This is a genomic window from Delftia sp. 60, assembly GCF_002754395.1.
GTDB lineage: Bacteria > Pseudomonadota > Gammaproteobacteria > Burkholderiales > Burkholderiaceae_C > Comamonas > Comamonas acidovorans.
Genome location: NZ_PEFD01000001.1, coordinates 3,813,507 through 3,839,571, shown reverse-complemented (window position 1 = coordinate 3,839,571; position 26,065 = coordinate 3,813,507). Strand labels below are relative to the sequence as shown.

The window sequence follows — 26,065 nt, the reverse complement described above, 5'->3', positions numbered from 1 at the left end:
CTGGCGCCGTGGTGACCCGCAGATTCCGGGCGCCTGTCTCGCAGCTCAAACCCTGCCATATCGCATCTCCCTCGGCCCTCGTAGTGGCCATGTGGGCAGACTCGATCGCCGACGACAGAGGGGCACTGCCAAAGCGGCAAGAGCACTCGGATGCACGGCACCAGGAACTTACGGATTCATCAAGCCTGCGAACCAGCAAAAGCCTTGCTCATCATGAATCCGAATGCATGTGTTTAGACCGCTGATCGTCAATTCACGTCAATTCACGTCAATTCCTAGGAAGTATCTTATTTTTCAGAACAAACAGAAAACGACAGCAGTCTCCACTTGATCTGAAAATTCGAAAGAACTTAGACTGATAGCGCCACTCACTGCCATGTGGCAGCAAAGGCCTATTAACATTTCAGCACAGAGGGAACTATGCTAAGTAAAATTCTCACCGGATCCATACTTGTTCTCGGTTCAATATCTGCAATGGCCCAAGATTTTTTGATAGGGAATGAGGAGATTGAAAAGAACGGCATGCCAATGGTCGCCAGAAGTATTTCTGGCAGCATGGCTGGAATGAATGGTACTGTGACCATAAATCTAGTCAAGCTATCAAATGGATCGTATCTCTACGAAACCACCAATCAAAATGATGAAGCAATTGAATTCAACAAGAGGTTGTGTGAAATGTACGGAGACAAAAATCCAGAATCTCCTGGAAAAATGGTAATTGGTAGCGATGAAAGGAATATACCCCTTCATTGTGAACCGGCTTCCCTTCAAAAGGAAATGTCATTTAAGCATCATTCCAACTACTATTACATGCCTGGTGGCCAATGGGACTACAGACCTGTTCCATCTCTAAGCTACGACCCTTACCCACGTGCTGGTTCATATACAAGAGTATCTGCAAGTGCAGGAGTTGACTTTTCTGTCGCGAGAGGTGGCGATCTTTCACTCGCCGTTGGAGTTCGAGGAATTCCAAATTGCTATAACAATGGTTTCACCATGGCTGGTAGCATTCCAGTAGCAAATTTGCAAGTCGCAGTTCTGTGCTACATGTACCCCCATTTGGCCGGCACAGGGGGAAAGGCCGTTTCTGCTCGAGCAGTTTCGGAAAGCAAATACTCGGCCAGTGAGAATGGGATAATGGAAATCTATTGAAGCAATAATAAACCAAGTGTATGACACCAGGAAGCCATGGTGCCTTCTTCAGCCTAAAACAGAAGAAAGTACCATGGCAACCCGTCTTTGATGATGGTGCCCGCACAACGCCGCACATCCGCGCATAACTCCAGCCAGTATCCGGCCATCAACGGCTTTGGCCAATTACTTCACAGGCCGCTGATATGAAAAAACCATGTCAAGATACAGTTTTTTTGCGCAGTTTGTTGGCTGGTTCAGCCTTGCTGATCACCGCATGCGGGGACGCAAAAAACGCAACCGCTTGCGAAAACCATGACCTTAATCTGGTTCGGACGAATGTACTGAAAAAACTGAAAGAGAAGTTTCCTCTGTACGCATTCGATATCACCAAGGTGACGTTTTCTCCGGGAGAAAAAGTGCCTTTTTGGCACGTGGAGGCCATCACCCAATCGAATGGTAAGGAGCTGGTGGTTTTCGCCATGCACTACTGCGAAGGGTCTGTAGAGGTGACAGCCCTCAACCCCTACCACCCTTGACGGCGGTGGATGCCATCGCCCTCACCCTCTCAATGAAAGCCTCCAGCACCGCCGCAGGCTGGTCCGCCCGCCAGGCCATGACAGCGGGCGTCATAGCCTGCTGCGGCCCGCGGGTGGGCACGAACACCACGCCGTTCATGCCCACGCGCTGCATGCAGCTGGGCACCAGGGCCACGCCCTGCTCCGCCGAGACCAGGGCCATGACGGTGAGCCACTGGCGCGCCGCGTGGCGTGTGTGGGGGTGGATGCCGGCCTGCTGCAGGCAGGCGATGACGTTGTCGTAATTGGCCGGAGCCACTTCGCGGGCAAACATGACGAAGGTGTCGCGGGCCAGTTCGCGCAGGTCGATGGCGGGCTGCTGCGCCAGCGCATGCGTGGCGGGCAGGCAGCAGACAAAGGGTTCCTCGCCAATCGACAGGGTCTGCAGGCCGTCTGGCGGGGTGGCTATGTTGAGAAAGCCGCAGTCGATCTGGCCGCTGGCAATGGCCTGCAGTTGCTCGCGCGTGGACATTTCATGCAGGCAGACTTCGACCAGGGGGCGCTCGGCGCGGAAGGCGCGGCAAAAGTCGGGCACCTGGCGGTAGACCATGGAGCCGGTGATGCCCACGTCCAGCCGGCCCTGCATGCCCTCGGCCACGCCACGCACCACGTCGGCCGCATGCTGCAGTTGGGCGAGCACCTTGCGTGCCTCGACCAGGAAGGCCTCGCCCGCAGGGGTGAGGCGCACGTTCTTGGCGTCGCGGTCCATGAGGCTGGCGCCCAGGTCCTGCTCCAGGGTCTTGAGCGCCATGCTCAGCGGCGGCTGGGTGATGCACAGGCGCTGGGCCGCGCGGCCGAAGTGGCGTTCCTCGGCCAGGGCGACGAAATAGCGCAGCAGGTGGGTCTTCATGAGAGGCGGCGGATGAGGAGCAAGCGAGATGGCATCTTGCACCATGGCTACCTCTGAAATACAGATTGATAAATCATGGGACTTCAGATGGTTCGCAGCCACAAAACCCGCGCACCTCAACTTTGAGACACCGAGGAAGGGCCGCCCCGCACCGAGGGTGTCGTCCCCCTCCGCGCAGCGAGAAGGGGGAAGGCGCGAAGCGACTCAGGGGGTCAATACGATTTAGGCAAGCCCAATACCTTTTCGGCGATGAAGCACATGATGAGCTGCGGGCTGACGGGCGCCAGGCGCGGGATCCAGGATTCGCGCATGTAGCGCTCCACGTGGTATTCCTTGGCGTAGCCCATGCCGCCGTGCGTGAAGATGGCGGTTTCGCAGGCCTTGGCGCAGGCTTCGGCCGCCAGGTACTTGGCGGCGTTGGCCTCGGCGCCGCAGGGCAGGCCCCTGTCGTAGAGGAAGGCGGCCTTTTGCACCATGAGGTGGGCCGCCTCAAGCCCCATCCAGGCCTGGGCGAGCGGGTGCTGTATGCCCTGGTTCTGGCCGATGGGGCGGTCGAAGACCACGCGCTCCTTGGCGTACTGGGTGGCGCGCGCCAGAGCGGCGCGGCCCAGGCCCACGGCCTCGGCGGCGATGAGGATGCGCTCGGGGTTGAGGCCGTGCAGGATGTACGAGAAGCCCTTGCCCTCTTCGCCGATGCGGTCCTCGGCGGGGATGCGCAGGCCGTCGATGAACAGCTGATTGGTGTCCACGCATTTGCGGCCCAGCTTGTCGATCTCGCGCACCTCGATGCGTTCGCGGTCCAGGTCGGTGTAGAACAGGCTCAGGCCTTCCGTGCCCTTGCACTCTTCCACGGGCTTGGTGCGCACCAGCAGCAGGATCTTGTTGGCAACCTGGGCGGTGGAGATGAAGACTTTCTGGCCATGGACCACGTAGACGTCGCCATCGCGCACGGCGCGGGTCTGCAGCTTGAGGGTGTTGAGGCCCGCATTGGGCTCGGTGACGCCGAAGCAGGCCTTGTCCGTGCCCGCGATCAGCGGGGGCAGCCAGCGGCGTTTTTGCTCGTCCGTGCCGAAGACGACGACGGGGTGCAGGCCGAAGATGTTCATGTGCACGGCCGAGGCGCCCGACAGGCCTGCGCCCGTGGCCGAGATGGTGTGCATCATCAGCGCCGCCTCGCTGATGCCCAGGCCCGCGCCGCCGAATTCTTCGGGCATGGCAATGCCCAGCCAGCCCGCGTCGGCCAGGGCCTTGTGGAAGTCGTGCGGGAAGCCGCCTTCGTGGTCCTTGCGCAGCCAGTAGTCGGCGTCAAAGGGGGCGCAGGCGCGCTCGACGGCGTCGCGTATCTGTTCCTGTTCTTCGTTCCACAGAAAGTCCATGGTGTGTTCTCCGTTGCTTGTTGCTGTTCGCTTGTCGTGTCTGTGGGGTGACGGCGCTCAGGCTGCCGGCCGGCGCACGCGCTCGGGGTTCTCGCCGTAGGGCGGGCTGTAGAAGACCAGCAGGCGCACGGGCTCGGCGCTGGTCACGCGGAAGATGTGCATGCAGTCCTCGGGGAAGAAGCAGGTGTCGCCGGGCTGCATGGCAAAGCGTTCCTTGCCGTCCGGGGTGTCGATTTCCACCTCGGCCGTTCCGGCCAGCAGGTAGCAGGCCTGCTCCATGCCGGGGTGGGCATGGGGCAGCGCGCCGCCGCCCTGCTCCAGCGTGCCCAGCACCAGCTCCATGTGGCGCGCGCCCACGTTGGCGGCGCTGACCAGGCGCCGGTTGACGGTGCCGTGGTGGTTGGCGGGGCTGTAGCCGGGCACGTCTTGTTCGCGGATCAGGTAGCGGGGCATGGGCGGTTTCCTTCGGTTTGTGCCTGTGCTTGTGTTTGTGGTGGGGCGTCTTGCAGCGCGGCAGCCTGGCTGCAGGCGCGGCTGGCCTGCAGGGCGGCCAGTTCGGCCTCGGTCAGGCCCGCGTCGCGCAGCACCTGCAGGGTGTGTTCGCCCAGGCGTGGCGCGGGGGCGGCGCGTTCTGCGGGCGGCGTGGCGCTCCAGCGCGTGGGGCTGGCCGTGGTGCGCAGCCGGCCTTCGCTGGGGTGGTCTATCTCATGCACGAAGCCGGTGGCCTGGTGCTGGGGGTCGGCGATCAGGTCCTCGGGCGAGGCCATGGGCATGTTGGGCACATCGGCCGCGTCAAGCAGCGTGCGCCATTCGGCGGTGGTGCGCCCGGCCATCAGCCGCGAGACTTCGGCATAGACGGCATCGATGTGCAGCGCGCGCTGGCTGTGGGTGGCGAAGATGGGCTCGGCCATGCGCTCGGGCTGGCCTATGGCGTTGAAGAAGCTGTGCCAGTGCTTGTCGTTGTAGATGAGAACGCACAGGTGGCCGTCGCTGGTGCGATAGGGCCTGCGGTGGGACGTGAGCAGGCGCGCATAGCCGGGGCCGCCCAGCTGCGGCTCGAACGACAGGCCCGCCATGTGGTCGCCCAGGATGAACTGGGTCATGGCCTCGAACATGGGCACGACCACGGCCTGGCCCCTGCCGGTCTTCTCGCGCGCATAGAGGGCGGCCGTGACGGCGTAGACCGCGTGCAGGCCGGTGACGCGGTCGCCCAGGGTCATGGGGGCATAGGCCGGCTCGCCGCCTCCGTATTGCTGCGCCAGCCAGGGCACGCCGGTGGCGCCCTGGATGAGGTCGTCATAGGCGGGCCGGGCCGCGTAGGGGCCGCGCTGGTCGAAGCCGCAGCAGCTCACGTGGATGATGCGCGGGTTGCGCGCCGCCACGTCCTCGTAGGCCAGGCCCAGGCGCGCCATGGCCTGGGGCCGCACGTTGCTGACCAGCACGTCGCAGCCTTCGGCCAGGCGCAGCAGGGCCTCGCGCGCGGCGCCCTGCTTGAGGTCCAGCACCACGGAGCGCTTGCCCTGGTTGGCCTGCAGGAAGATGTGGCCCATGGCGGGGTTGCGCATGGGGCCGACGTGGCGCATGTTGTCGCCCTCGGGCGATTCGACCTTGATCACCTCGGCCCCCAGGCCCGCAAGGATCTGGGTGGCAAAGGGGCCCATGACCACCGAGGTCATGTCCAGCACCTTCACCCCGGCAAGAGGGCCTTGCTGTCCCTGCTGCTCCTGCTGTCCCTGCTGCGCTTCTTGCATGCCGGTCTCCCTCACTGCGCCTCGATGCCGGCCTGCTTGACCAGTTGTCCCCAGCGGGCCATCTGGTCCTTCACATAGGTGGCGAACTCGGCAGGCGTGGCCGTGGGCCAGACCTCGAAGCCGACCTGGGCCAGCTGCTCCTGCACGGCCTTGTCCTTGAGGATGGCCTGCAGCTCGGTGTTCAGCCGCTCGGTGATCTCGGCCGGCATGCCGGCCGGGCCGAAGATGCCGTTCCACGAGGTGATGTCGAAGCCCGGCAGCGTCTTGCCGATGGCCGGCACATTGGGCAGCAGGGTGGAACCCTTGGCCGCCGTCACGGCCAGGGTGCGAACGCGGTCGGTCTTGATCGTGCCCCAGGCCGAGCCCAGGTCGGCCACATAGACCTGGATCTGGTTGCCCATGAGGTCGGTCAGCGCCTGCGGGCTGGACTTGTAGGGCACGGAGGTGATCTGGGCGTGCGTGACGTACTTGAAGGTTTCCGAGGCGACCAGCGAGGTGCTGTTGGGCGTGCCGTAGGACAGTCGGTCGGGATTGGCCTTGGCGTAGTCGATGAGTTCCTGCACGGTCTTGGCCGGAACGGAGGGGTGGACCAGCAGCGCGAACGGCAGCTCGCCCACGCGCGCCACGGGGGTGAAATCCTTGACGGGGTCGTACTTCAGGCCCTTGACCAGCCAGGGGTTGGCCGAGTGCGAGGTGTTGGTGGTCATGAACAGCGTGTAGCCGTCCGGCTTGGCCTTGGCCACATGGTTGGCGGCAATCTGGGCATTGGCGCCGGCCTTGTTGTCCACGATCACGGGCTGCTTGAGCCGCTCGCCCAGCCGGGTAGCCACCAGTCGCGCCACGGCATCGGTTCCACTGCCGGCCGCGAACGGCACGACCAGGGTGATGGGGTTGGAGGGATAGCTGCCCTGGGCCTGCGCAGCGGGCGCTGCAACGACGGCCATGGCACTGAGAGCGCCAAGGGCCAGGGCCCTGCGCAACGGGGAATGCTTCATTTGCTTGTCTCCTGTTTCCTATCCTGTTTTCCTATGGAAAGCGGCGCTGTGTGTCCAGCGCTCGCCGCCATGGTGCGGGCGTCAATGATTCAAGTCCAATTCTTTAAAACCAAGCAAGGATTCGATTTATGAATCATTGAATCCTGCGTCAGGCTCCATGTCCCGCCTCTTGCGCAAGGACTGCATCGGTGCGAGGCTGGCAGCCTTGCACGACACCATGCCAAGGAGTTCCGCATGTCACACACCGTCCACACCATCCGGCTGCACCGCGTCCTCAAGGCGCCGCCGCAGCGCGTGTACCAGGCCTTCACCACGGCCGCAGCCCTGGCCAAATGGCTGCCGCCCCACGGCTACATCTGCGAGGTGCCCGAGTTCGACGCCCGGGTCGGCGGACGCTACCGCATGGCCTTCGTCAATCTGTCCACGGGCGGGCGCAGCGGCTTCGGCGGGGAGTTCCTGGACCTGGAGCCTGGCCGGCTGGTACGCCATACCGACCGCTTCGACGACCCGCAACTGCCCGGCGAGATGATCACCACCATCACGCTGCGCGAGGTGTTCTGCGGCACTGAAATGGATGTGACCCAGGAAGGCGTGCCCGCCGTCATTCCCGCCGAGGCCTGTCACCTGGGCTGGCAGGAGTCGCTGCAGTTGCTGACCCTGCTGGTGGAGGCCAGCGTGCCGGGCTGAGACCCTGCACAAGCCCCTGCTGTCACACAGCTGCGGTTGATGGATTGCCGTGCTTCGGAGGACAATGGCAGTATTGCCCGCCAACGCCCGGAGGTCCGCCATGGCCACCCCCTTTGCACTGACCGCTCAAGCCATCGATGTCCTGCCGTTTGGTGCGCGGCTGGCGGGCGCCCGGACCTGCGCCCTGTTCAAGTCCCAGGACATGGAAGTCATCCGCGTGGTGCTGCGCGCCAGCCAGTCGCTGCCGCCGCACAAGGTGCCTGGCAGCGTCAGCCTGCACTGCCTGGAAGGCGAGCTGGAGGTGATGCTCGGCGAAAGCCGCCAGTCCCTGCAGGCCGGCCAGCTGATGCACCTGCCGGCCAACATGGCGCATGCGGTACGCGCCATCGAAGACACCTCTGCTCTGGTCACCATCGTTCTGTGCAGCTGAACGGCTGACGCGGATCATGCAGCCTCTCGCGCGGCCTGCCCGCGTGCGAATGGTTGTGCCCGCGCCTCATTTGCGATTCATTCTCATTAGCAAATCTATAATCACGCCTTTCTCGTTAGCTCACGCCATGGACGCAGCCGCCGCCAGCCCTTCGCAATGCATGACGAGCCCCGTGATTGCATTCGTTGAATGGACGCTCCATGGACGCGCAGATTTCCCAGTCCGCCAAGGCGACAACCAGCGTGGAAAGCCTGTACCACAGCCACCAGAACTGGCTGCAGGGCTGGTTGCGGCGCCGGTTGGACGACTCCTTCGACGCGGCCGACATGGCGCAGGACGTGTTCATGCGCCTGCTCACCCGCCAACCCGGCCCTGACGCAACCGGCCTGCGCCAGCCCCGCGCCTACCTGAGCACCATTGCCCATGGCCTGCTGGTGGACCACTGGCGCCGCCGCGAGCTGGAACGTGCCTGGCTGGAAACCCTGGCCCTCATGCCCGAGGCGCAGGCCCCCTCGCCGGAAAGCCGGCTGATCTTCCTGGAAACCCTGGTCGCCATAGACCGCATGCTGGATGCCTTGAACCCCCGCGTGCGCAGCGCCTTTCTGTGGGCGCAGCTGGAAGGACTCACCTGCCCGCAGATCGCCGAACGACTGGGCGTGTCCCTGGCCACGGCCGAGCGCTACATCGCCACGGCCCTGCGCCACTGCTACGCACTGCGCTTCGGGGCATGAGCAGCGATCTTTCGCCCGGCCTGATCGACGAAGCCATCCAGTGGTCCGTACGGCTGGACTTCAACACGCCCAGCCCCGCCACACGGCAGGCCTTCGAGCAATGGCTGCATGCGCAGCCCGCCCACGCCCTGGCCTGGGATCGGGTGCAATCACTGAGGACCGACTTTGACCGCATGCCGCAACGCCTGGCACTGGACACGCTGGATGCAGCGCAGCGCCTGCGCCAGTCCCGCAGCGTCTCGCGCCGCCGCGCCCTCAAGCTGCTGTCCTTGTCCGGAATCGCCACGGCAACGGGCTGGATGGCCTACAGCCACACGCCTTGGCAGCGCCTGCTGGCCAGCGCCAGCACCTCGGTGGGCGAGCAGCGCACCGTCAGGCTGGACGATGGCAGCACCATCGTGCTCAACACGGACACGGCCATCCGCACGGAGCTGGACCCGCAGCAGCGACTGGTGGTGCTCAGCAGTGGGGAAATCCTGGTGACCACGGGCGCCGACGAGACTGCACCCGGCCACCGGCCCTTCAGGGTGCGCACGCCGTTCGGCGATCTGCAGGCCCTGGGCACGCGCTTTGTGGTCAGGCTGCACAAGCATCGGGCCCTTGTCAGCGTGCAGGAAGGCGCCGTACGGCTGATGCCTGCAAAGGCCGCCGACAGCGCCGCACGGCAAACCGCGATGCCCGGCTCGCCGTGGTGGCTGTCGGCCGATGCCAGTACCCCGGCACCTCCCCCCGACTTTGGTGCGGACGACTGGGCAGATGGCGTGATGGCAGGCCGGGCCATCCGCCTGGGTGACCTTCTGGCGGAACTGGGGCGCTACCGCCATGGGCACATCAGTTGCGACGAGCGCGTGGCAGGCCTGCGCCTGTCGGGCACCTTCCATGTGCGCCAGACCGAGCAGGTGCTGCAGCTCATCGCGCAGACGCAGCCCGTGAGCATCAGCCGGCGCACGCGCTGGTGGGTTCATGTGGGGCCGGCATCCGGCCAGTGATTTCCACTTTTTTTCAGAAAAAGTGAGGGGATCCGGATTTTCGTACGGCCTGGGAATGAGTCCTTCAATCCTTTCCCGTATTGCATCCAGGAGAACCCAGCATGTCCCGTCATCACCCGCCCAGGCCCGGTAGCCAACCACAGTGGCGTCCCCGGCCGCTTGTCACCCTTGTGCAAGCCGCCGTCATCGGCATGGCGATGTCGACCCTCGTGCCTTCAGGCGCAGCATGGGCGCAGACGGCCACAGGCCAGGCCGGAGGGCTCACGCGCGATTTCAGCATTGCAGCAGGTCCGCTCGATGCGGCACTGGATCGCTTCTCCCGCGCAGCGGGCGTCAGCCTGTCCTATGACCCGGCACTGGTGGCGGGCCTGCGCACGGGCGGGCTGACCGGCAGCCACGGCGTGTCGGCCGGGTTGCAGCAACTGCTGGCGGGCAGCGGCGTGGCAGCCGTGCAGCAGCCTGGCGGAGGCTTTTCACTGAAGGCTGCCGCGCCCTTGCCTGCTGCGGCAGGCCCCACCCCACCGTCTTCCGCCAGCACGCTGCAGACCGTCAATGTGACGGCCGATGCGGAGCGCAGCAGCGCCACGGAAGGTACGGGCTCATACACCACGCCCAGCATGGCCAGCGCCACCGGGCTGAACCTGTCGCAGCGCCAGACGCCGCAGTCCGTGAGCGTGGTGACGCGCCAGCAAATGGATGACTTCCACCTGAGCACCCTGCAGGACATTGCCAAGGTCACGCCCGGGCTGTACGCCAAGAACCCGGCCGTGACCGATTCGGAGTCCACCTTCTACGCGCGCGGCTTTGCGCTGGAGCATGTGAATGTGGACGGCCTGCCGCTGGACGTGACGGGCTTCAATTCGCGCAATGTCTCGGCCGACCTGCTGATGTATGACCGCGTGGAGGTGGTGCGCGGCGCCACGGGCCTGATGGATGGCGTGGGCGCGCCTTCGGGTTCGGTCAACCTGGTGCGCAAGCGTCCCACGGCCCAGCCGCTGCTCAATGCCACGCTGGGCCTGGGCAGCTGGAACAACCGCCAGGCCTCGCTGGACGCAAGCCGTGCGCTCAATGCCAGCGGCAGCGTGCGCGCTCGCGTGGTGGGCGGCTGGCGTGACAGCGACAGCTTTGTCGATGTCACCAACACCCGCAATGCCAGCCTGTACGGCATCGTGGAAGCGGACCTCACGCCCGACACCACGCTGGGCCTGGGCGCCTACCGCCAGCGCACGCGCACCAAAGGCGTGTTCACGGGCCTACCCACCCTGCCCGATGGCGGCCATATGGACCTGCCGCGCTCCACTTTCCTCAACAACGCGGAGTCTTTCCAGAACCGCGACAACGATGGCGTGTTCGTTGATCTGGAGCAGCGCCTGCGCAACGGCTGGACGGTCAAGCTGGGCATCAACCATGTCGAGGCCGATTCCGACATCCGAAACACCACCAACAGCCGTGTCGCGGGATCGACCACACAGCTGGAGCAGTCCGAGACGGGCTGGCGCTACGGCACACGCCAGACCGTGGCCGACCTGCGCGCCCGGGGCCCGGTCGAGTGGTTCGGGCGCACGCACGAGATCGCCGTGGGCGCCAGCTACCGCAATGACAGCTCCCGTGCGGCCGAGACCTGGGGGTCGTCGGCCTCGCGCATCATCGACATTGCGAACTGGAATCCCTACTCCGCGCCCTGGACCGGCTCAGTGCCTGCCAATGGCGACCTGTGGGGCCGCAAGACGCGCGAAAAAGCCATCTACGCCAGCGGCAACTTCAGCCTGGCCGATCCGCTGCACCTGATTCTGGGCGGGCGTCTGGGCTGGTACGAGCAGGACACGACGGGCTGGTACACCGGCACGCCCAACTGGAAGCGCAGCCTGGACGAGAGCGCCAGGTTCGTTCCCTATGCGGGCCTGGTCTATGACGTTGATGACAGGCATTCGGTCTATGCCAGCCTGACACAGAGCTACCAGCCCCAAAGCTCGATGGACGTGCGGGGCAACACCCTGGACCCGATGACAGGCACCAACTACGAGCTGGGCGCCAAGGGCGAGTACTTTGCCGGGCGACTCCATGCCAGCGCCTCGGTGTTCCGCATCACGCAGCGCAACCGTGCCGTGCGTGACGATGCCAATTGCCCCACCAGCGGCGCCATCAGTTGCTTTCGCGCGGCCGGCGAGATCCAAAGCGATGGCCTGGAGTTGCAGCTGTCTGGACTGCTGCAGCCCGGCTGGCAGGTTTCGGCCGGCTACACCTACGTGCGGGCGCGCTACACCAAGGACCGGATTGCCACCAACATCGGCCAGCGCGTGAGCACCGACGAGCCCCAGCACCTCCTCAAGCTCTACACAAGCTATCGCCTGCCCGGCGAGTACGGGCGCTGGAGCCTGTACGGATCGCTGCATGCGCAAAGCAAGATGTTCCGCCGCGAAACCGGCTTCGAGACCACGCAGCGCAGCTACGCCCTGCTGGGCCTGGGCGTGGGCTACCAGGTCAATGCCAATGCCCATGTGCAGCTGAGCGTGGACAACCTGCTGGACCGTCGCTACTACCAGGATCTTGGCTATTCATGGTCGGGGGGCCTGGCGCGCTACGGGGCACCGCGCTCGGTGTCCGTGACGCTCAGCTACAGGCTCTGAGACCGCGCCTCAGCGCACGGGCAGGAACTGCATGAAGGGCCCCGCCACCAGTCCCTGCCCGTAGCCGATGAAGGAGCGCCTGTAGCGCTCGGTGGTGTAGTTGGCGATCAGGTCCAGCCGGCCGATGATCTTGCCCATCTCACGCTCGAAGCTCAGGTTGCGCGCGTCGTCGCCCAGGTGGTTGGACAGCAGCAGCGGCCCGCCTGCGGCATTGCGCCGTGAGTTGAGTATCCAGTTGGCCACTTCCACGTTGCGTGCGGCGTTGTAGATCAGCTGCGGGTCCAGCCCATGGACCAGGGTGAAGCTGGTGCGCCCGCCGTGGGCGGTGATGATGGTGTCGGCCAGCGCATGGACGAAGGCGGCCACGCGGTCGCCCTTGAAGTCGGGCTGCAGCGCCAGCGAGAGCGCGGCCACGTCCTGGGCGCCGCGCAGGTCGGCCCAGGGCTGGCGCTCGGTGATGGCGATGCGCACGTAGGCGGATGCGGCCTCGCGGCTTTCGGCGGTTTTCTTCCATTCGGCGGGGTTGCGCAGGTACAGCTTGTCCATGATGCGCATCAGGCTGTCCAGGTTCTCCTTCATGGCCAGCGTGGCCATGCGGTTGCTGTCGGACTGCACGATTTCGCTGGGCTCGAACGAGGCGCCCTCCACCTTGCCGCGCGGCGCGGGCGTGTCGGCACAGCCCGCTGTCAGCAGCAGCGCCAGCACCGGCGCCAGGCGGCGCGCCGCGCCGCCTCCCGGTCGGGGCTGGCTGTCGTTCACCCCGGCTCTGCGGCCGGCCTCCCCTGGCAAGACAAGCTCAATAGTCATCCCGGAACGATAGCAGCGCACTACCGGGGCGCCGAGGCCCGATGCCCTGTCTTACATACCCTGGCGCCGGCAGCGTCAACCTCCCGTCAGGCAGCGTTGCTGCACCATTCAGTCATCCACTCATCCACCACCGCCCCGGTGCTGCGCCAGCAGGTGGCCGAGGATCTTCCAGGTCTGGGGCTGCTCCACCATGGGCACGGGAATGCGCAGCATGCTGCCCGCGGCCTGCCTGGGCGAAAACAGCAGGCCCGGCGCCAGCAGCAGGCCCTGCGGCGCGGCATGGCGGGCCAGCACCTCCGAGTCCACGCCGCAGTCCACCCAGGCGAACATGCCGGCCTGCGGTTCGTGCGGGGCGCGGCAGTCCAGGGCTTCGAGCATGCGCAGGCAGCGGTTGCGCGCGCGGTCCACGCGCTCGCGCAGGCGGTCCACATGCTTGCGGTACTGGCCATCGGCCAGCACGCGGTGCACCACCTGCTCGCCCGGCAGCGCCGTGGTCAGCCCGCCCAGCAGCTTGAGGTCGGTCAGCCGCCGTATCAGGTCGGTGTGCGCCGCCACATAGCCCACGCGCAGGCTGCCGGCCAGGGTCTTGGAGTAGCCACCCACCAGGAGCACGCGCTGCAGCCGGTCCATGGCGGCCAGGCGCACGGGCACGCCGGGCAGGAAGTCGGAGTAGGTGTCGTCCTCGGCCAGGTAGAAGTCGTGGCGCTCGGCAATGCGCAGCACCTCGTGGGCCACGCCGGCCGACAGGGTCTGGCCCGTGGGGTTGTGCACGGCCGTGTTCAGGATGAAAAGCCGGGGCTGGTGCTGGCGCGCCAGCCGCTCCAGCGCCTCCACATCGGGGCCGCCGGGCAGGCGGGGCACGCCGACCACGTTCACGCCCAGGGCGTTGAGCCGGCCGAAGATGAGGAACCAGCCCGGGTCTTCCACCAGCACCGTATCGCCGGGCCGCACCAGGCTGCGCACGATGAGGTCCAGGCCCTGGGTGACACCGGCCACGGTCATCAGGTGGGCCTCGGGGTGGGCGGGCACGTCCTGGGCCTGCAGCACCGAGGCGATCTGCTGGCGCAGCGGCAGGTAGCCCTGGGGCACGCCGTAGGTCAGCAGGCTCGGACCCGTGCTGCGGCCCACGGCGCGCAGGGCCGAGGCCAGCATTTCCTGGTCCAGCCATTCCGGCGGCAGCATGCCCGCGCCCCCGAATGCTCCATGCCCTCGCGGAACATGCTGCGCAGCAAAAAGGCGGTATCGAAGGCGGCGCCCTGCTCCAGCGTAGGCAGGGCATCGCTGGCGCGGGGCGCCGCCTGGGCCGCGCGCCGGGCGCTGACGAAGACGCCCGAGCCGCGCCGCGAATGCACCAGGCCCTGGGCGGCCAGCCGGTCATAGGCCTGCACCACGGTGTCGCGGCTCACGGCCGCCTCTTGCGCCAGCGCACGCACGGAAGGCAGGCGCGATCCCGCGCGCAGGCCGTGGTGGCGGATCAGGCCGCCGTAGTGGTCCACCAGCTGGTCCACCAGCGAGAGGTCGGAAGACCGCAGCGGGCGCCAGGGCGCAGCGGCCTGGAAAGCCGTATCGGAGGATGCGCGCGGTGCCTGCGGTGTCTGCTGTGCCTGCGCTTGCTTCGGCGTGGCTGCGGGATCAAGTGTCAGGGTCATGTAGGCAGGCCAGTTGGCAAATTGTTCTGGCAAAGTGTACTGCTACTGTACCGAACACTGCCATTAGCATGGCCTGACGGCGCCGCGGCCTGCGGCATGCGCAGACAGGGCGCCGGATTCCCTGTCCTGCCTGTTGCCACCATGCCCTTCGATACCGCCCACACCTCGTTCCTGCTGCCGCTGGCCATGTTCTCCTTCGTCAGCTCCGTCACGCCCGGCCCCAACAATGTGATGCTGACGGCTTCGGGCGCCAGCTTCGGCTACCGCCGCACGGTGCCCCACATGCTGGGCATCACCCTGGGCGTGGTGGTCATGGTGCTGCTGGTGGGCGCGGGCCTGGGCGCGGTGTTCGAGCGGCTGCCGGTGATCTACACCGCGCTCAAGTATCTGGGCGCGGCCTACCTGGTCTGGCTGGCCTGGAAGATTGCGGGCAGCGGCGGCATTGACGGCGGCAACGCGGGAGCCCGGCCGTTCGGGTTCTGGCAGGCGGCGGCCTTCCAGTGGGTCAATCCCAAGGCCTGGATCATGGCCATCGGCGTGATTGCCACCTACACGCCGCGCGAGGATTTCTTCATCAACCTGGTGCTGGCCGCCCTGGTGCTGGGCATCGTGAACTATCCCAGCGTCAGCGTCTGGACGCTGTTCGGCAGCGCCGTGGGGCGCGCGCTGCGCTCGCCGCAGGCACTGCGCCGCTTCAACTGGGGCATGGCCGCCCTGCTGCTGCTGTCGCTGTACCCGGTGCTGGCAGATTCACACGCCTGATTCAAACGCCTGATCCACGCGGCTGCTTCATGCGGCCGATGCCCCATCCAGCGCCAGTATCTGGTGCGCCAGCGCGGCGATGCCGGCCTCGCTGAGGTCGTCGGCCTGCACCCCGCGGCGCGTGCGCCACTGCGTGAAATGCCGCTCCTGCGAGCGCTCGTAGTGCGGGTCGTAGTGCTGGGCCATGAGCTCGGAGAAAAGCGGCGAGAGGCTGCGCTCATGCGCCCAGGCCTGCCAGCGCGAGATGGTCTCCTTGCCCTGCAGCTCCTTGAGCCAGCCCAGCTTGTCGGCCAGCATCTGCGGATCGTCGCCCAGGTAGGCGTAGTCGCGCAGCAGGTAGGCCAGGCGCGCCTCGGGCGTGGCATCGAGCGCAATCACGGGCGACTGGCGCATGTGCTCGACCAGCACCAGCGGCAGGGACACGCGGCCGATCTTGGCGCTCTCGCCTTCCACGTACACGGTGCGCGACGGATCGAAACTCTCCAACTGCTGGGCCAGCAGCGTCTCGAAGTATTTCTGGCTGGGCTGCTCCACGCCGGGCAGGTTGCCCAGCAAGGAGCCCTTGTGGCTGGCATAGCCCTCCAGGTCCAGCACCTGCTCGCCGGCTTCGGCCAGGGCATGCAGCACCCGGGTCTTGGCGCTGCCGGTGGCGCCGCACAGCACCTGCAGGCGCAGCTGGGGCACCAGGCGGTCGATCAGCTCGATCACATGGCCGCGATAGGACTTGTAGCCGTTGGCCAGTTGCTGGGCATCCCAGCCGACCAGGCGCAGCCAGGTGACCATGGAGCCGCTGCGCAGGCCGCCGCGCCAGCAGTAGACCAGCGGCTTCCAGTTGGCGGGCTTGTCGGCGAAGGTTTCCTGCAGATGGCGCGCCAGATTGGCCGAGACCATGGCCGCGCCCAGGCGCTTGGCCTCGAAGGGGCTGACCTGCTTGTAGATGGTGCCGATCCGGGCGCGCTCCTCGTTGTCGAGCACGGGGCAGTTGATGGCGCCGGGAATGTGGTCATGCGCGAATTCGGCAGGCGAACGGACGTCGATCAGGGTGTCGAACTGGTGGCGGTCGGCGATGCGGATGGGCTGGCGGTGGGACACGGGCAAACGGTGATCTGGCGATCATGCGGGAGGCAGAAACAACCGGCGCCATGGCCTCAGGGGCTCATGGGCCGGCACCGGAACCAGGAAAGTGGATCGAGCCTCGACACGCACCGGCCCGCCCCGCTTCGCGCCCTGCTTGCGCGAGCCGGGCATGCAGCCGACCTTGGAAGCCGGGATTCTCGCACGCCCGACGTGCCCGCGCTCGGCTGTCAGGGCAAGGCTGTCAACGCTAGGCAGTCAACGCAAGGCAGCGGCGATCAGGCCCTGCACGGCAGCCACGCGCTGCACCTGCTGGGGGCTGTCGTAGTTGCCCATGAAGACGGCATACACCAGCGAATGCTGGGGCACCACCACCAGCCGCTGGCCGCCCAGGCCGATGGCCATGTAGTACGCCAGGCCGGCGCGGGTCTGCCCCACGTACCAGTGGTGGCCGTAGCGCAAGCCGGGCCAGGCGTCCACGCGCGGCTGAATGGATTGCACAATCCAATGCCGTGGTACCAGTGCCCGCTCTTGCCACTCCCCCTGCTGCAGCACCAGTTGGCCGATGCGGGCCAAGTCCCGCGCCCGCAGGCGCAGGCCGGAGGCGGCGGCCGCCTCGCCGTTGGTGCCAGGCGTCCACTCGGCCTTGTCGATGCCCAGCGGAGCAAACAGCTTGTGCCGCGCATAGTCCAGCAGCGGCATGCCACTGCCCTGCGCGATCAGATGGCCCAGCAGGGCCGTGGCCCCGCCGCTGTAGCACCAGCGTTCGCCAGGCGGGGCGACGATGGGCTGCTCCAGCACGTAGCGGTAGCGGTCGCTGCTGCGCTCCATGGCGATTTCGCTGTTGCGCGGGTCGGAGTACGGAAGGTCCTCGTCCCATTGCAGGCCCATGGTCATGCCCAGGGCATGGGAGACCAGGATGGCGCGCCGGCCCTCATCGGCCGCCAGATCGCTGTAGGCGGGAAAGGCCTGGACCAGGGGCGTGTCCAGCGCGGGCACCTTGCCCTCGGCCAGGGCCATGCCGTACAGCAGGCCGACGACGCTCTTGCTGACCGAGCGCACATCGTGCAGGGAGTCGGCGTTGAAGGCCACCTTGCCCAGCGGCTCGCCCCAGCGTTCGTCCTCGCCCTCGAAATAGCGCTCCAGCGCCAGCCGGCCGTGGCGCATCACGACGACGGCGTGCAGGTTCGCCAGTTCTCCGCTCTGCACGCCCTGGTCCAGGCGTTCGCCCAGGTCCTCGGCCAGGCCGGTGCCGGAGGAAGAGGCACCGCCCTGCCCCACGCTGGCACAGGCCGTGCAGCCCAGCGCCGCCAGGGCTGCGCCCGTCTGCAGCCATCTGCGCCTGTCGGTGCGAAAGGCGTTGTTTGTCATGTCCCTCTCCCTTGCTTAGCTAGTTAGTTAGTTACTTAGTTGCTTACGTACCTACCGCTTGGGCGAAGACCCGCTGCCGCGCGGATGGATCAGCATGCGGTCGCCGCGTATTTCCACATCGAACTGGCGCAGGAAGTTCTGGCCCAGCAGCGCATCCCTGTCCGTGCTGCCGGTATAGCCCGTGCCCACGCGCAGGCCGCTGACCACCAGGGAGGCCACGCGCACCTGCTCGGCCACCACCATGCGGCCGTCGCGCTCGCCATTGGCGGTGCGAAAGCGAACCGGCTCGCCGCCGTCCAGGCCTGCGCGCTCGGCCAGCGGCTCGGTCACGCCGACCATGCTGGCTCCCGTGTCCACCAGGAACATGACGGACTGCCCGTTGACAGCCCCTTCCACACGGAAATGCCCGTCGCGGTCACGCGCAATGGCCACCGTGCCATCGGCCTGGACCTTGACGCCGGCCGGCTTCAGGTACATCTGCATGGCCCAGTACAGCACGCCCATGACCAGCAGCCAGAACAGCAGAAAACCCAGCATGCCGCGCCGGGCGACGGACTGGACACTGGGCTCGGCGGCCGGTGCAGAGGAAGCGGACGGGTCGGACGGATCGGACGGATCGGACGGAGGCGGAGTGGACTTGAGGCGCATGGCAATGCAGACGGGATCGACGATGGCAGCACGGTGGCTGCACGGCGGCAGTCGCCCATTCTGCCTGCGGCCCTGCCCCGTCACGGGCAAGCCAATAGCCGCTACAGTGGGCGCCTTCATCACAGCCCGCTCCTGCCATGACCACGACCGCGCAGCCGCCCTTTGTCCTCCACTACATCTTCGACCCGCTGTGCGGCTGGTGCTATGCCGCCGCGCCCCTGGTCAAGGCCGCGCGCAGCGTGCCCGGCGTCACCCTGCAGTGGCATGGCGGCGGCATGCTCACGGGCGCCCACACCCGCACCATCACGGCCGACTGGCGCGGCCACGTGATGCCGCACGACCAGCGCATTGCCGAGATGACGGGCCAGCCCTTCGGCACGGCCTACTTCGACGGCCTGCTCAACGACCTGGGCGCCGTGCTGGACTCCGAACCGCCCACCACGGCGCTGCTGGCCGCCGAGGAACTGGCGGGCCGGGGCCTGGACATGCTGGCGCGCCAGCAGCAGGCCCACTACGTGGAAGGCCGCCGCATCAGCGATCCGGCCGTGCTGCTGGAACTGGCCCGGGACCTGGGCCTGGACGTGGCGGCCTTCACCGACGCCTTCCAGCGCCTTTCGGGCGCCGCAACCCAGGCCCATATCGCCCAGTCGCGCGAATGGCTGGAACTGGCACAGGGCCAGGGTTTCCCGACCTTCGCGCTGGAGTTCGACCACCCCGAGGCAGAGCAGCCCGGCCAGCGCGCCATACAGCGCATCGACATCGGTCCCTGGCTGGGAGATGCACAGGGCTGGGCGCAGCAACTGGGCGAATGGGTGCAGCAGGTGGCGGCCATCACCGCCGGCGAGCAGACCGCGCCCCAAGGCGAGGATTGCGGGCCCGATGGCTGTGCGCTGCCCAAGAGCTGATCCCTCAACGACCAGCAAAGAAAAACCGCGCCCTGGCGCGGTTTTTTCATGGAGCGCGGACGCCCGTCAATCCATCTTGGAGATCATCACCTCGCCAAAGCCGGAGCACGACACCTGGGTGGCGCCGTCCATCAGGCGGGCGAAGTCATAGGTCACCTGCTTGCTCTGGATGGCCTTTTCCAGCGCGCTGATGACCAGGTCGGCCGCCTCGCGCCAGCCCATGTGGCGCAGCATCATCTCGGCCGAGAGGATTTCGGAGCCCGGGTTCACATAGTCCTTGCCCGCGTACTTGGGGGCCGTGCCGTGCGTGGCCTCGAAGCAGGCCACGGAGTCGGACATGTTGGCGCCGGGCGCAATGCCGATGCCGCCGACCTGGGCCGCCAGCGCGTCCGAGATGTAGTCGCCGTTGAGGTTGAGCGTGGCCACCACCGAGTACTCTGCCGGGCGCAGCAGGATCTGCTGCAGGAAGGCGTCAGCAATGGAGTCCTTGATGACGATGTCGCGGCCCGTGCGCGGGTTCTTGAACTTGAGCCAGGGTCCGCCGTCGATGGGCTGGGCGCCGAACTCGCGCGCGGCCAGCGCGTAGCCCCAGTCGCGGAAGCCCCCTTCCGTGAACTTCATGATGTTGCCCTTGTGGACCAGGGTCACGCTGGGCTTGTCATTGTCGATGGCGTACTGGATGGCCTTGCGCACCAGGCGCTCCGTGCCCTCGATGGACACGGGCTTGACGCCGATGCCCGAGGTCTCGGGGAAGCGGATCTTCTTGACGCCCATTTCCTTGACCAGGAAGTCGATGAGCTTCTTGGCGTTGTCGCTGCGCGCCTCGTACTCGATGCCCGCGTAGATGTCCTCGGAGTTCTCGCGGAAGATGACCATGTTGGTCTTCTCGGGCTCCTTCAGCGGCGAAGGCACGCCCTTGAAATACTGCACGGGGCGCAGGCAGACGTAGAGATCCAGCTCCTGGCGCAGCGCCACGTTCAGCGAGCGGATGCCGCCGCCCACGGGCGTGGTCAGCGGGCCCTTGATGGAGACCACGTACTCGCGCAGGGCCTGCATGGTTTCCTCGGGCAGCCAGACATCGGGGCCGTAGATGCGCGTGGATTTCTCGCCCGCGAAGACCTCCATCCACTGGATCTTGCGCTTGCCGCCATAGGCCCTGGCCACGGCGGCATCCACCACCTTGATCATCACGGGCGTGATGTCCACGCCGGTGCCGTCGCCTTCAATGAAAGGAATGATGGGCTGGTCTGGCACGTTCAACGACATGTCGGCGTTGACAGTGATCTTCTGGCCCTCGGCCGGCACCTGGATGTGCTGGAAGCGGTTCATGGGGACGGGTCTCCGTTGGCTGGTGCACGAGGCAAGAGTGAATGCCCGGATCGGGGCACGAATTTGGTGCAGAAAATTCTAACGACAATCGGGCCGCCCTCCTGTCAACGGCGATACAGTAAACGCGTTGAGCATGTGCGGTGCATCAAGAATTTCGCACCGTTGTCTGATTCAACTTGGCTTCTACCGCTTTTCTAGGAAATGGCATATATGAAAAAACTCCTCGCTGTCCTGATCGCCGGTTCGTTTGCCGCAGGCGCCTTCGCACAGGCCGCCGCAGCACCCGAAGCGCCGATGTCGGCTCCCACGGCCGCTTCCGCAGCTGCTCCCGCTCACACAGCCAAGAAGGCCAAGGTCGCCAAGAGCGGCAAGCACTCCGGCAAGAAGCACGCCAAGCGCTCCACGAAGAAGGCACACAAGGCCGTGGCCTGATCCATGCCGCGGGATGCCAGCCGGCATCCCCTCGAAAAAGCCCGCAAGTCAGCAATGCACTGCGGGCTTTTTGCCGCCCGCCCGGCCATGATGGCCCGGCCAGGCCGATTTTTGCGTCCGGCCACGCGCCCCCTGCGACAGAATGTGCAAGATGACGAAGCCTTCGACACCCCTCCACACATCCCTTTCCCGCCGCGCGCTGCAGCGGTTGCTCATGGCCGCCTGCCTGGCTGGCGCCGCCGTATCGGCAGGCGCACAGCCCCAGGGCAGCCCCCAGATGAATCTGCGCCGCGTGGAGTTGACGGCCGGAATCCACCGCATCGATGCCCAGGTGGCCGCCTCGGACCGCGAGCGCGCCATCGGCCTGATGTTCCGCCAGGACATGCCCGCGCAGGAGGGCATGATCTTCGTCTTCGAGGTGCCCGCCGTGCAGTGCTTCTGGATGCGCAACACCCTGCTGCCGCTGACCGCAGCCTTCGTGGCCGATGACGGCACCATCGTGAACCTGGCCGACATGAAGCCCATGACCGAGGACTCGCACTGCTCGGCCAAGCCTGTGCGCTATGTGCTGGAGATGAACCAGGGCTGGTTCGCCAAGCGCGGCCTGAAGGCTGGCGTCAAGCTGGGCGGCAGTCTGTTCACACCGACACCAGCCCCCAAGCCATAATCACGCCCCATGCAAGCGCTTCGCTCCTCGTTCTGGCTCACCCGGCTGATATTGGCCTGGTTTGCCGTGACGCTGGGCGTTGCCGTGGCCTCGCCCCTGGTCCATCCCCAGGGATTCGAGCTGGTCTGCACGGCCAGCGGCGACGTCAAGCTGGTGGCGCTGGGCGAAAGCGCAGCCCCGGGCATGGGCCACCACCAGCTTGACTGCCCCATGTGCCTGCCCGCTGGCGCACCGCCGCCGGCCCTGCCGCAGATGGCCGTGCCCCACCAGCAGCCGCTGGCCCACGCGCTGCTGCCACTGGTGGCGGCGCACATTGCCTCCGTCACACGCGCGCCGCTGCCGGCGCGCGGCCCTCCCCCGCTGACTGCCGTGTTCTCTTGAATCGCCGCCGGGCCTGCTGATGCGCGCCCGGCCCGCCTGTGCCGCGCCTGTGGCCCAGGACTGCGCCGCATGCGCGGTGCAAGACCCGGAGTCAGTTCGTGAATTCTTCCCCTTTCCCCGCGATGGCGGCGCCGGTGCGCGCATCCACGCACGCCTTTCGTCTCCATCCCCTGGCCACGGCGCTGTGCTGCGCGCTGGGCGCCGCATGGGCACCTGCCGCGCACGCGCAGGCCCTGGCCGAGGCGGCTCTGCCCGCCGTCGAAGTCTCCGACCAGGCCACGGCCGACGCCAACGGATTGCTGCCGCTGAACAAGACCGTGGGCACGGCCAGCCGCCTGGGCCTGACGGCGCGGGAAACACCGGCCTCGGTGCACATCGTGGACCGCGCCGCCATCGAGGCGCGCGGCGCCCAGGACACGCAGGAGATCCTGCGCTCCATTCCGGGCGTCACGGCCTACAGCCCGCCCGGCAACATCGGCATCAGCTACCGGGGCTTCGGCACGGGGTCGGTCAGCCAGCTGTTCAACGGCATCAACCTGCAGTACTCCATTGCGGCCCGGCCCGTGGACAGCTGGATCTACGACCGGGTGGAGGCCATTGGCGGCGCCTCCGGCTTTCTCTACGGCGCAGGCGGCGTGGGCGGCACGCTGAACTACATCACCAAGCTGGCCCAGCGCGACAGCTTCACCGAAGGCCAGCTGCGCCTGGGCAGCTACGGGCTGAAAGAAGCCTCCGTCGGGCTGAACCGCCGCCTGGGCGATGCCACCGACAGCCAGGGCACGACCCATTACCTGCGCCTGGACCTCAACCACCGCGATGCCGGCAGCTGGGTGGGCGGCACGCAGTCGCGCTCCACGCAGCTGGCGGCCTCGCTGCTGTCCGACCTCGGTGGCGGCCTGACGCACACCCTGGCCTACGAAGCCCAGCATGAGCGCGTGGACCGCCCGTACTGGGGAACGCCGCTGCTCAACCCGCTGCGCGGCCAGGCGCGCATTGACGAGGCCACCCTCGGCAAGAACTACAACAGCGCCGACGGCCTGTACGCCCAGCGCGTGCAGTGGCTGCGCTCCATCACCGAATGGCGGGCCAGCGACCGGCTCAAGCTGAGCAACACCTTCTACGCCTATGACGCGCTGCGCGACTACCGCAACGTGGAGACCTACCGCTTCACGCCCGACAACAGCGCGGTGGTGCGCTCGGCCGCGCTGCTGCAGCGACATGACCAGCGCATGGTGGGCGACCGCATCGAAGGCAGCTACCTGGGCGAGCTGGCCGGCCAGCGTAGCGAATGGGCCTTTGGGCTGGATGTGAGCGTGAACCGGCAGACACGCTTTCCGAACAGCCTGTCGGGCACGGTGAGCACGGTCAATCCCTACGATTTCACCACTGAGAACTTCTACGACATCCCCGGCATGGCGCCCGGCTTCAGGCCCGACCGCGACAACAAGGTCACCACCACCGCCCTGTACCTGGAAAACCGCACGGCCCTCACCCCGGCCCTGCACCTGCTGACCGCCCTGCGCCATGAACGCATCGATGTGGACCTGACCAACCGGCGCGATGTGACGCCCGCGCTGCCCGCCAGCTACAGCCGCAGCTACAGCCCGACGACCGGGCGCGTGGGCCTGGTCTGGGATGCCACGCCCGAGGCCAATCTCTACGCGCAGTTCTCCACGGCGGCCGATCCGCCGTCGGGCATGCTGATGGGCGCCTCGTTTGCCGACGCCATCAACAACACCGGACTGACCACGGGCCGCCAGGTGGAGGCGGGCAGCAAGCTGTCGTTCTGGCAGGGCAAGGGCACGGCGGCGCTGGCGGTCTATCACATCACGCGCCGCAACATCTCCACCCAGGACCCGCAGGACAGCACGCGCACGGTGCTGGTGGGCCAGCAGTCCTCGCGCGGGGTGGAGCTGTCCATGGGCCTGGCGCCCACGCCGCGCTGGTCGGTCCAGGGCAACTGGAGCCATGTGGACGCGCGCTATGACAACTACCAGCAAGGCGGCGTGTCCCTGGCGGGCAAGCGGCCCACGAATACGCCCGCCAGCGTGCTCAACCTCTGGACCAGCTACCGCATCACGCCGGCGCTGGAGGTCAACGCCGGGCTGCGCCGCGTGGGAGGCATCTATGCCGATGCGGCCAACACCCTGTCCTGGCCTGCCTACACGCTGCTGGACCTGGGCCTGAGCTACCGCATCGACCCGCGCATGACCGTGGTTGCACGGCTGCGCAATGCCACGGACCGCGTCTACGCCGCCAGCCTGACCAGCACCATGGCCTACCTGGGGGCGCCGCGCACGGCCGATATCACGCTGCGCGTGGCGTTCTGAGCGAGGGCCGCGCCATGCGCCTTCACCTCAAACGCTGGCTGTTCCTGCTGCACCGCTGGCTGGGCATTGCCGTGTGCCTGTTCTTTGCGCTGTGGTTTGTCTCGGGCATGGTGATGATGTATGTGGGCTACCCCAAGCTCACCGAAGCCGAACGGCTGCGCCACCTGCCCCCGCTCGATGGCAACGCCGCCCTGCTCGCGCCCGCCGAGGCGCTGCGCGCGGCCGGCATCGACGGCCCGCTCAAGGACCTGCGCCTGCATGCCGGCAGCGCCGGCCGTGCCAGCTACCTGGTCACGCCCGAGGGGCGGCGCCAGCCCGTGGCCATTGATGCGGCCAGCGGCCAGGTGCTGCCCGCCACCAGCGAGGCGCAGGCCCTGGCCAGTGCCCGCGCCTTCGCGGGGGACGGCACCGGCCTGCACTACCTGGGCACGGTGGATGAGGATGCCTTCAGCCACTCGCGCGCGCTGGACATCCACCGCCCCCTGCACCGCGTGCAGATGGACGATGCCCAGGGCACGCTGCTCTACATCTCCGGCCGCACGGCCGAGGTGGTGCGCGATGCCACGCGCACCGAGCGCGGCTGGAACTACCTGGGCGCCTGGCTGCACTGGCTGTACATGTTCCGGGGCAATGCCTTTGACGGCGCCTGGGCCGACATCGTCAACGTGCTGTCGCTGGTCGGCATTGCCGTGGCCATCACCGGCACCGTGGTCGGGGTGATGCGCTGGCGGTTCAGGCAGCCCTACCGCAGCGGCCGGCGCACGCCCTACCCGGGCCTCGCCATGCGCTGGCACCATGTGGCGGGCCTGCTGTTTGCGCTGACCACGCTGGCCTGGATCTTCAGCGGCCTGATGTCCATGAACCCCTGGCGCCTGTTCGACACGGGCACGCCGCCACTGCACATGGCCCGGTGGCAGCAGGGCCCACTGCGCCTGACCGGGGACGACGCCACGCCGCAGTCGCTGATTGCCGCAGCGGGCGGCCCCGTGCGCGAACTGCGTTGGCTGCGCACCGCAGGCCGCACCGAGGTGCTGGCCCAGCCCGCAGCCGGTACGCCCCTGGTGCTGGACAGCGCAAGCGCCGCGCCCGCATCCCATTCGCACGAGGCCCTGCTGGACCGCGCGGCCGTGCTGATCGACGCCCCCGTGCTGCGCAGCGAATGGCTGACCGCGCACGACCTGTACTGGTACGAGCGCGCCGAGCACACCATGATGGGCGGCCATGACAAGCCTCTGCCCGTGCTGCGCGTGGTCTTTGGCGATGCTGCGGCCAGCTGGGTGCACATCGACCCGCACACGGGCCAGGTGCTGGGCCGGCTGGACGGCACCCAGCGCCTCAAGCGCTGGCTGTTCGCCATGCTGCACAGCTGGGACTGGCTGCCGCTGCTGCAGCGCCGGCCGCTGTGGGATGCGCTACTGCTGGCCTTCAGCCTGGGCGGCCTGCTGATGAGCGCCACGGGCGTGCTCATAGGCGTGCGCAGGCTGCGCCGCAGGCGCAGTCATCGCGCACAGGCATCTGCTTGCCTGGAGGCGCAGCCACATGGTTAGCCACCATACTGTATGCTT

24 protein-coding genes and 1 pseudogene are annotated in these 26,065 nt (G+C 66.9%); 14 read left to right on the top strand and 11 right to left on the bottom strand.

What is annotated here, in order from left to right; translation table 11 throughout:
• Positions 1 to 420 precede the first annotated feature (420 nt).
• Positions 421 to 1,152: a hypothetical protein gene (locus CLV01_RS17440; RefSeq protein WP_099733680.1), complete on the top strand. Its 732-nt coding sequence runs from the start codon at positions 421 to 423 to the stop codon at positions 1,150 to 1,152.
• Positions 1,153 to 1,337: 185 nt separating this feature from the next.
• Complete coding sequence (locus tag CLV01_RS17435; RefSeq protein ID WP_099733681.1) at positions 1,338 to 1,670, top strand: hypothetical protein; 333 nt, start codon at positions 1,338 to 1,340, stop codon at positions 1,668 to 1,670.
• Here the strand turns inward: CLV01_RS17435 and CLV01_RS17430 are convergent.
• From CLV01_RS17430 to CLV01_RS17410, 5 genes are all read right to left on the bottom strand, one after another.
• The gene (locus CLV01_RS17430) at positions 1,651 to 2,604 is read right to left on the bottom strand and encodes a LysR substrate-binding domain-containing protein (protein WP_099733682.1); all 954 of its coding nucleotides are present in this window, start codon (positions 2,602 to 2,604) and stop codon (positions 1,651 to 1,653) included. The two genes, CLV01_RS17435 and CLV01_RS17430, sit on opposite strands and share 20 nt — an antisense overlap.
• A gap of 167 nt (positions 2,605 to 2,771) precedes the next feature.
• Positions 2,772 to 3,935: an acyl-CoA dehydrogenase family protein gene (locus tag CLV01_RS17425; protein WP_012205503.1), complete on the bottom strand. Its 1,164-nt coding sequence runs from the start codon at positions 3,933 to 3,935 to the stop codon at positions 2,772 to 2,774.
• Positions 3,936 to 3,992: 57 nt separating this feature from the next.
• Positions 3,993 to 4,388: a cupin domain-containing protein gene (locus CLV01_RS17420; RefSeq protein ID WP_012205502.1), complete on the bottom strand. Its 396-nt coding sequence runs from the start codon at positions 4,386 to 4,388 to the stop codon at positions 3,993 to 3,995.
• On the bottom strand, positions 4,373 to 5,611 hold the full coding sequence (locus CLV01_RS17415) for a CaiB/BaiF CoA transferase family protein (protein ID WP_257221590.1): 1,239 nt from the start codon (positions 5,609 to 5,611) through the stop codon (positions 4,373 to 4,375). The genes CLV01_RS17420 and CLV01_RS17415 overlap by 16 nt, the downstream gene beginning before the upstream one ends.
• Before the next feature lie 86 nt (positions 5,612 to 5,697).
• Positions 5,698 to 6,681, bottom strand: a complete 984-nt coding sequence (locus CLV01_RS17410; protein ID WP_071955793.1) for a Bug family tripartite tricarboxylate transporter substrate binding protein — start codon at positions 6,679 to 6,681, stop codon at positions 5,698 to 5,700.
• A 234-nt stretch (positions 6,682 to 6,915) separates the two neighbouring features.
• Here CLV01_RS17410 and CLV01_RS17405 point away from each other — a divergent pair, with 234 nt between their 5' ends.
• From CLV01_RS17405 to CLV01_RS17385, 5 genes are all read left to right on the top strand, one after another.
• Positions 6,916 to 7,368 (top strand): SRPBCC family protein, encoded by a 453-nt coding sequence (locus tag CLV01_RS17405; RefSeq protein WP_012205499.1) that lies wholly within the window; start codon positions 6,916 to 6,918, stop codon positions 7,366 to 7,368.
• Between the two features lie 100 nt (positions 7,369 to 7,468).
• Positions 7,469 to 7,798: a cupin domain-containing protein gene (locus CLV01_RS17400; protein WP_013802496.1), complete on the top strand. Its 330-nt coding sequence runs from the start codon at positions 7,469 to 7,471 to the stop codon at positions 7,796 to 7,798.
• Positions 7,799 to 7,998: 200 nt separating this feature from the next.
• Positions 7,999 to 8,529: a sigma-70 family RNA polymerase sigma factor gene (locus tag CLV01_RS17395; RefSeq protein ID WP_099733684.1), complete on the top strand. Its 531-nt coding sequence runs from the start codon at positions 7,999 to 8,001 to the stop codon at positions 8,527 to 8,529.
• A complete protein-coding gene (locus CLV01_RS17390; RefSeq protein ID WP_099733685.1) occupies positions 8,526 to 9,518 on the top strand; it encodes a FecR domain-containing protein in 993 nt (330 codons plus the stop codon). Before CLV01_RS17395 ends, CLV01_RS17390 begins: the two co-directional genes overlap by 4 nt.
• Positions 9,519 to 9,709: 191 nt before the next feature.
• A complete protein-coding gene (locus tag CLV01_RS17385) occupies positions 9,710 to 12,145 on the top strand; it encodes a TonB-dependent siderophore receptor (RefSeq protein ID WP_257221357.1) in 2,436 nt (811 codons plus the stop codon).
• A 9-nt stretch (positions 12,146 to 12,154) separates the two neighbouring features.
• Here CLV01_RS17385 and CLV01_RS17380 read toward each other — a convergent pair whose 3' ends face one another.
• Together CLV01_RS17380 and CLV01_RS17375 are read right to left on the bottom strand one after the other, a co-directional pair.
• Positions 12,155 to 12,952 (bottom strand): hypothetical protein, encoded by a 798-nt coding sequence (locus tag CLV01_RS17380; protein ID WP_373681058.1) that lies wholly within the window; start codon positions 12,950 to 12,952, stop codon positions 12,155 to 12,157.
• A gap of 120 nt (positions 12,953 to 13,072) precedes the next feature.
• Positions 13,073 to 14,601, bottom strand: a pseudogene (locus CLV01_RS17375) (aminotransferase-like domain-containing protein).
• A gap of 141 nt (positions 14,602 to 14,742) precedes the next feature.
• On the opposite strand from CLV01_RS17375, the gene CLV01_RS17370 reads away from it, so the two are divergent.
• Positions 14,743 to 15,363 carry a LysE family translocator gene (locus CLV01_RS17370; protein WP_257221356.1) on the top strand — a complete coding sequence of 207 codons (621 nt, stop codon included), beginning with the start codon at positions 14,743 to 14,745 and terminating at the stop codon, positions 15,361 to 15,363.
• A 27-nt stretch (positions 15,364 to 15,390) separates the two neighbouring features.
• On the opposite strand, the gene mnmH is transcribed toward CLV01_RS17370, so the two are convergent.
• The 3 genes from mnmH to CLV01_RS17355 form a co-directional block, all read right to left on the bottom strand.
• The gene (gene mnmH / locus CLV01_RS17365) at positions 15,391 to 16,455 is read right to left on the bottom strand and encodes a tRNA 2-selenouridine(34) synthase MnmH (protein ID WP_180288420.1); all 1,065 of its coding nucleotides are present in this window, start codon (positions 16,453 to 16,455) and stop codon (positions 15,391 to 15,393) included.
• A 240-nt stretch (positions 16,456 to 16,695) separates the two neighbouring features.
• A complete protein-coding gene (locus CLV01_RS17360; protein WP_099733688.1) occupies positions 16,696 to 17,808 on the bottom strand; it encodes a serine hydrolase domain-containing protein in 1,113 nt (370 codons plus the stop codon).
• A gap of 51 nt (positions 17,809 to 17,859) precedes the next feature.
• Complete coding sequence (locus CLV01_RS17355; RefSeq protein WP_257221355.1) at positions 17,860 to 18,456, bottom strand: retropepsin-like aspartic protease family protein; 597 nt, start codon at positions 18,454 to 18,456, stop codon at positions 17,860 to 17,862.
• A gap of 137 nt (positions 18,457 to 18,593) precedes the next feature.
• On the opposite strand from CLV01_RS17355, the gene CLV01_RS17350 reads away from it, so the two are divergent.
• Positions 18,594 to 19,361 (top strand): DsbA family protein, encoded by a 768-nt coding sequence (locus CLV01_RS17350; RefSeq protein WP_099733690.1) that lies wholly within the window; start codon positions 18,594 to 18,596, stop codon positions 19,359 to 19,361.
• A 66-nt stretch (positions 19,362 to 19,427) separates the two neighbouring features.
• Here CLV01_RS17350 and icd read toward each other — a convergent pair whose 3' ends face one another.
• Positions 19,428 to 20,690: an NADP-dependent isocitrate dehydrogenase gene (icd, locus tag CLV01_RS17345; RefSeq protein WP_012205489.1), complete on the bottom strand. Its 1,263-nt coding sequence runs from the start codon at positions 20,688 to 20,690 to the stop codon at positions 19,428 to 19,430.
• 210 nt (positions 20,691 to 20,900) lie between these two features.
• Here icd and CLV01_RS17340 point away from each other — a divergent pair, with 210 nt between their 5' ends.
• From CLV01_RS17340 to CLV01_RS17320, 5 genes are all read left to right on the top strand, one after another.
• Entirely contained in the window at positions 20,901 to 21,122 is a 222-nt protein-coding gene (locus CLV01_RS17340) for a hypothetical protein (RefSeq protein ID WP_012205488.1), read from the top strand.
• Between the two features lie 214 nt (positions 21,123 to 21,336).
• The gene (locus tag CLV01_RS17335) at positions 21,337 to 21,789 is read left to right on the top strand and encodes a DUF192 domain-containing protein (protein WP_099733691.1); all 453 of its coding nucleotides are present in this window, start codon (positions 21,337 to 21,339) and stop codon (positions 21,787 to 21,789) included.
• Between the two features lie 9 nt (positions 21,790 to 21,798).
• Complete coding sequence (locus tag CLV01_RS17330; RefSeq protein ID WP_034393346.1) at positions 21,799 to 22,170, top strand: DUF2946 family protein; 372 nt, start codon at positions 21,799 to 21,801, stop codon at positions 22,168 to 22,170.
• 122 nt (positions 22,171 to 22,292) lie between these two features.
• Positions 22,293 to 24,500 (top strand): TonB-dependent receptor, encoded by a 2,208-nt coding sequence (locus CLV01_RS17325; protein ID WP_099733692.1) that lies wholly within the window; start codon positions 22,293 to 22,295, stop codon positions 24,498 to 24,500.
• A 14-nt stretch (positions 24,501 to 24,514) separates the two neighbouring features.
• The gene (locus tag CLV01_RS17320; protein ID WP_099733693.1) at positions 24,515 to 26,047 is read left to right on the top strand and encodes a PepSY domain-containing protein; all 1,533 of its coding nucleotides are present in this window, start codon (positions 24,515 to 24,517) and stop codon (positions 26,045 to 26,047) included.
• Positions 26,048 to 26,065: the final 18 nt, after the last annotated feature.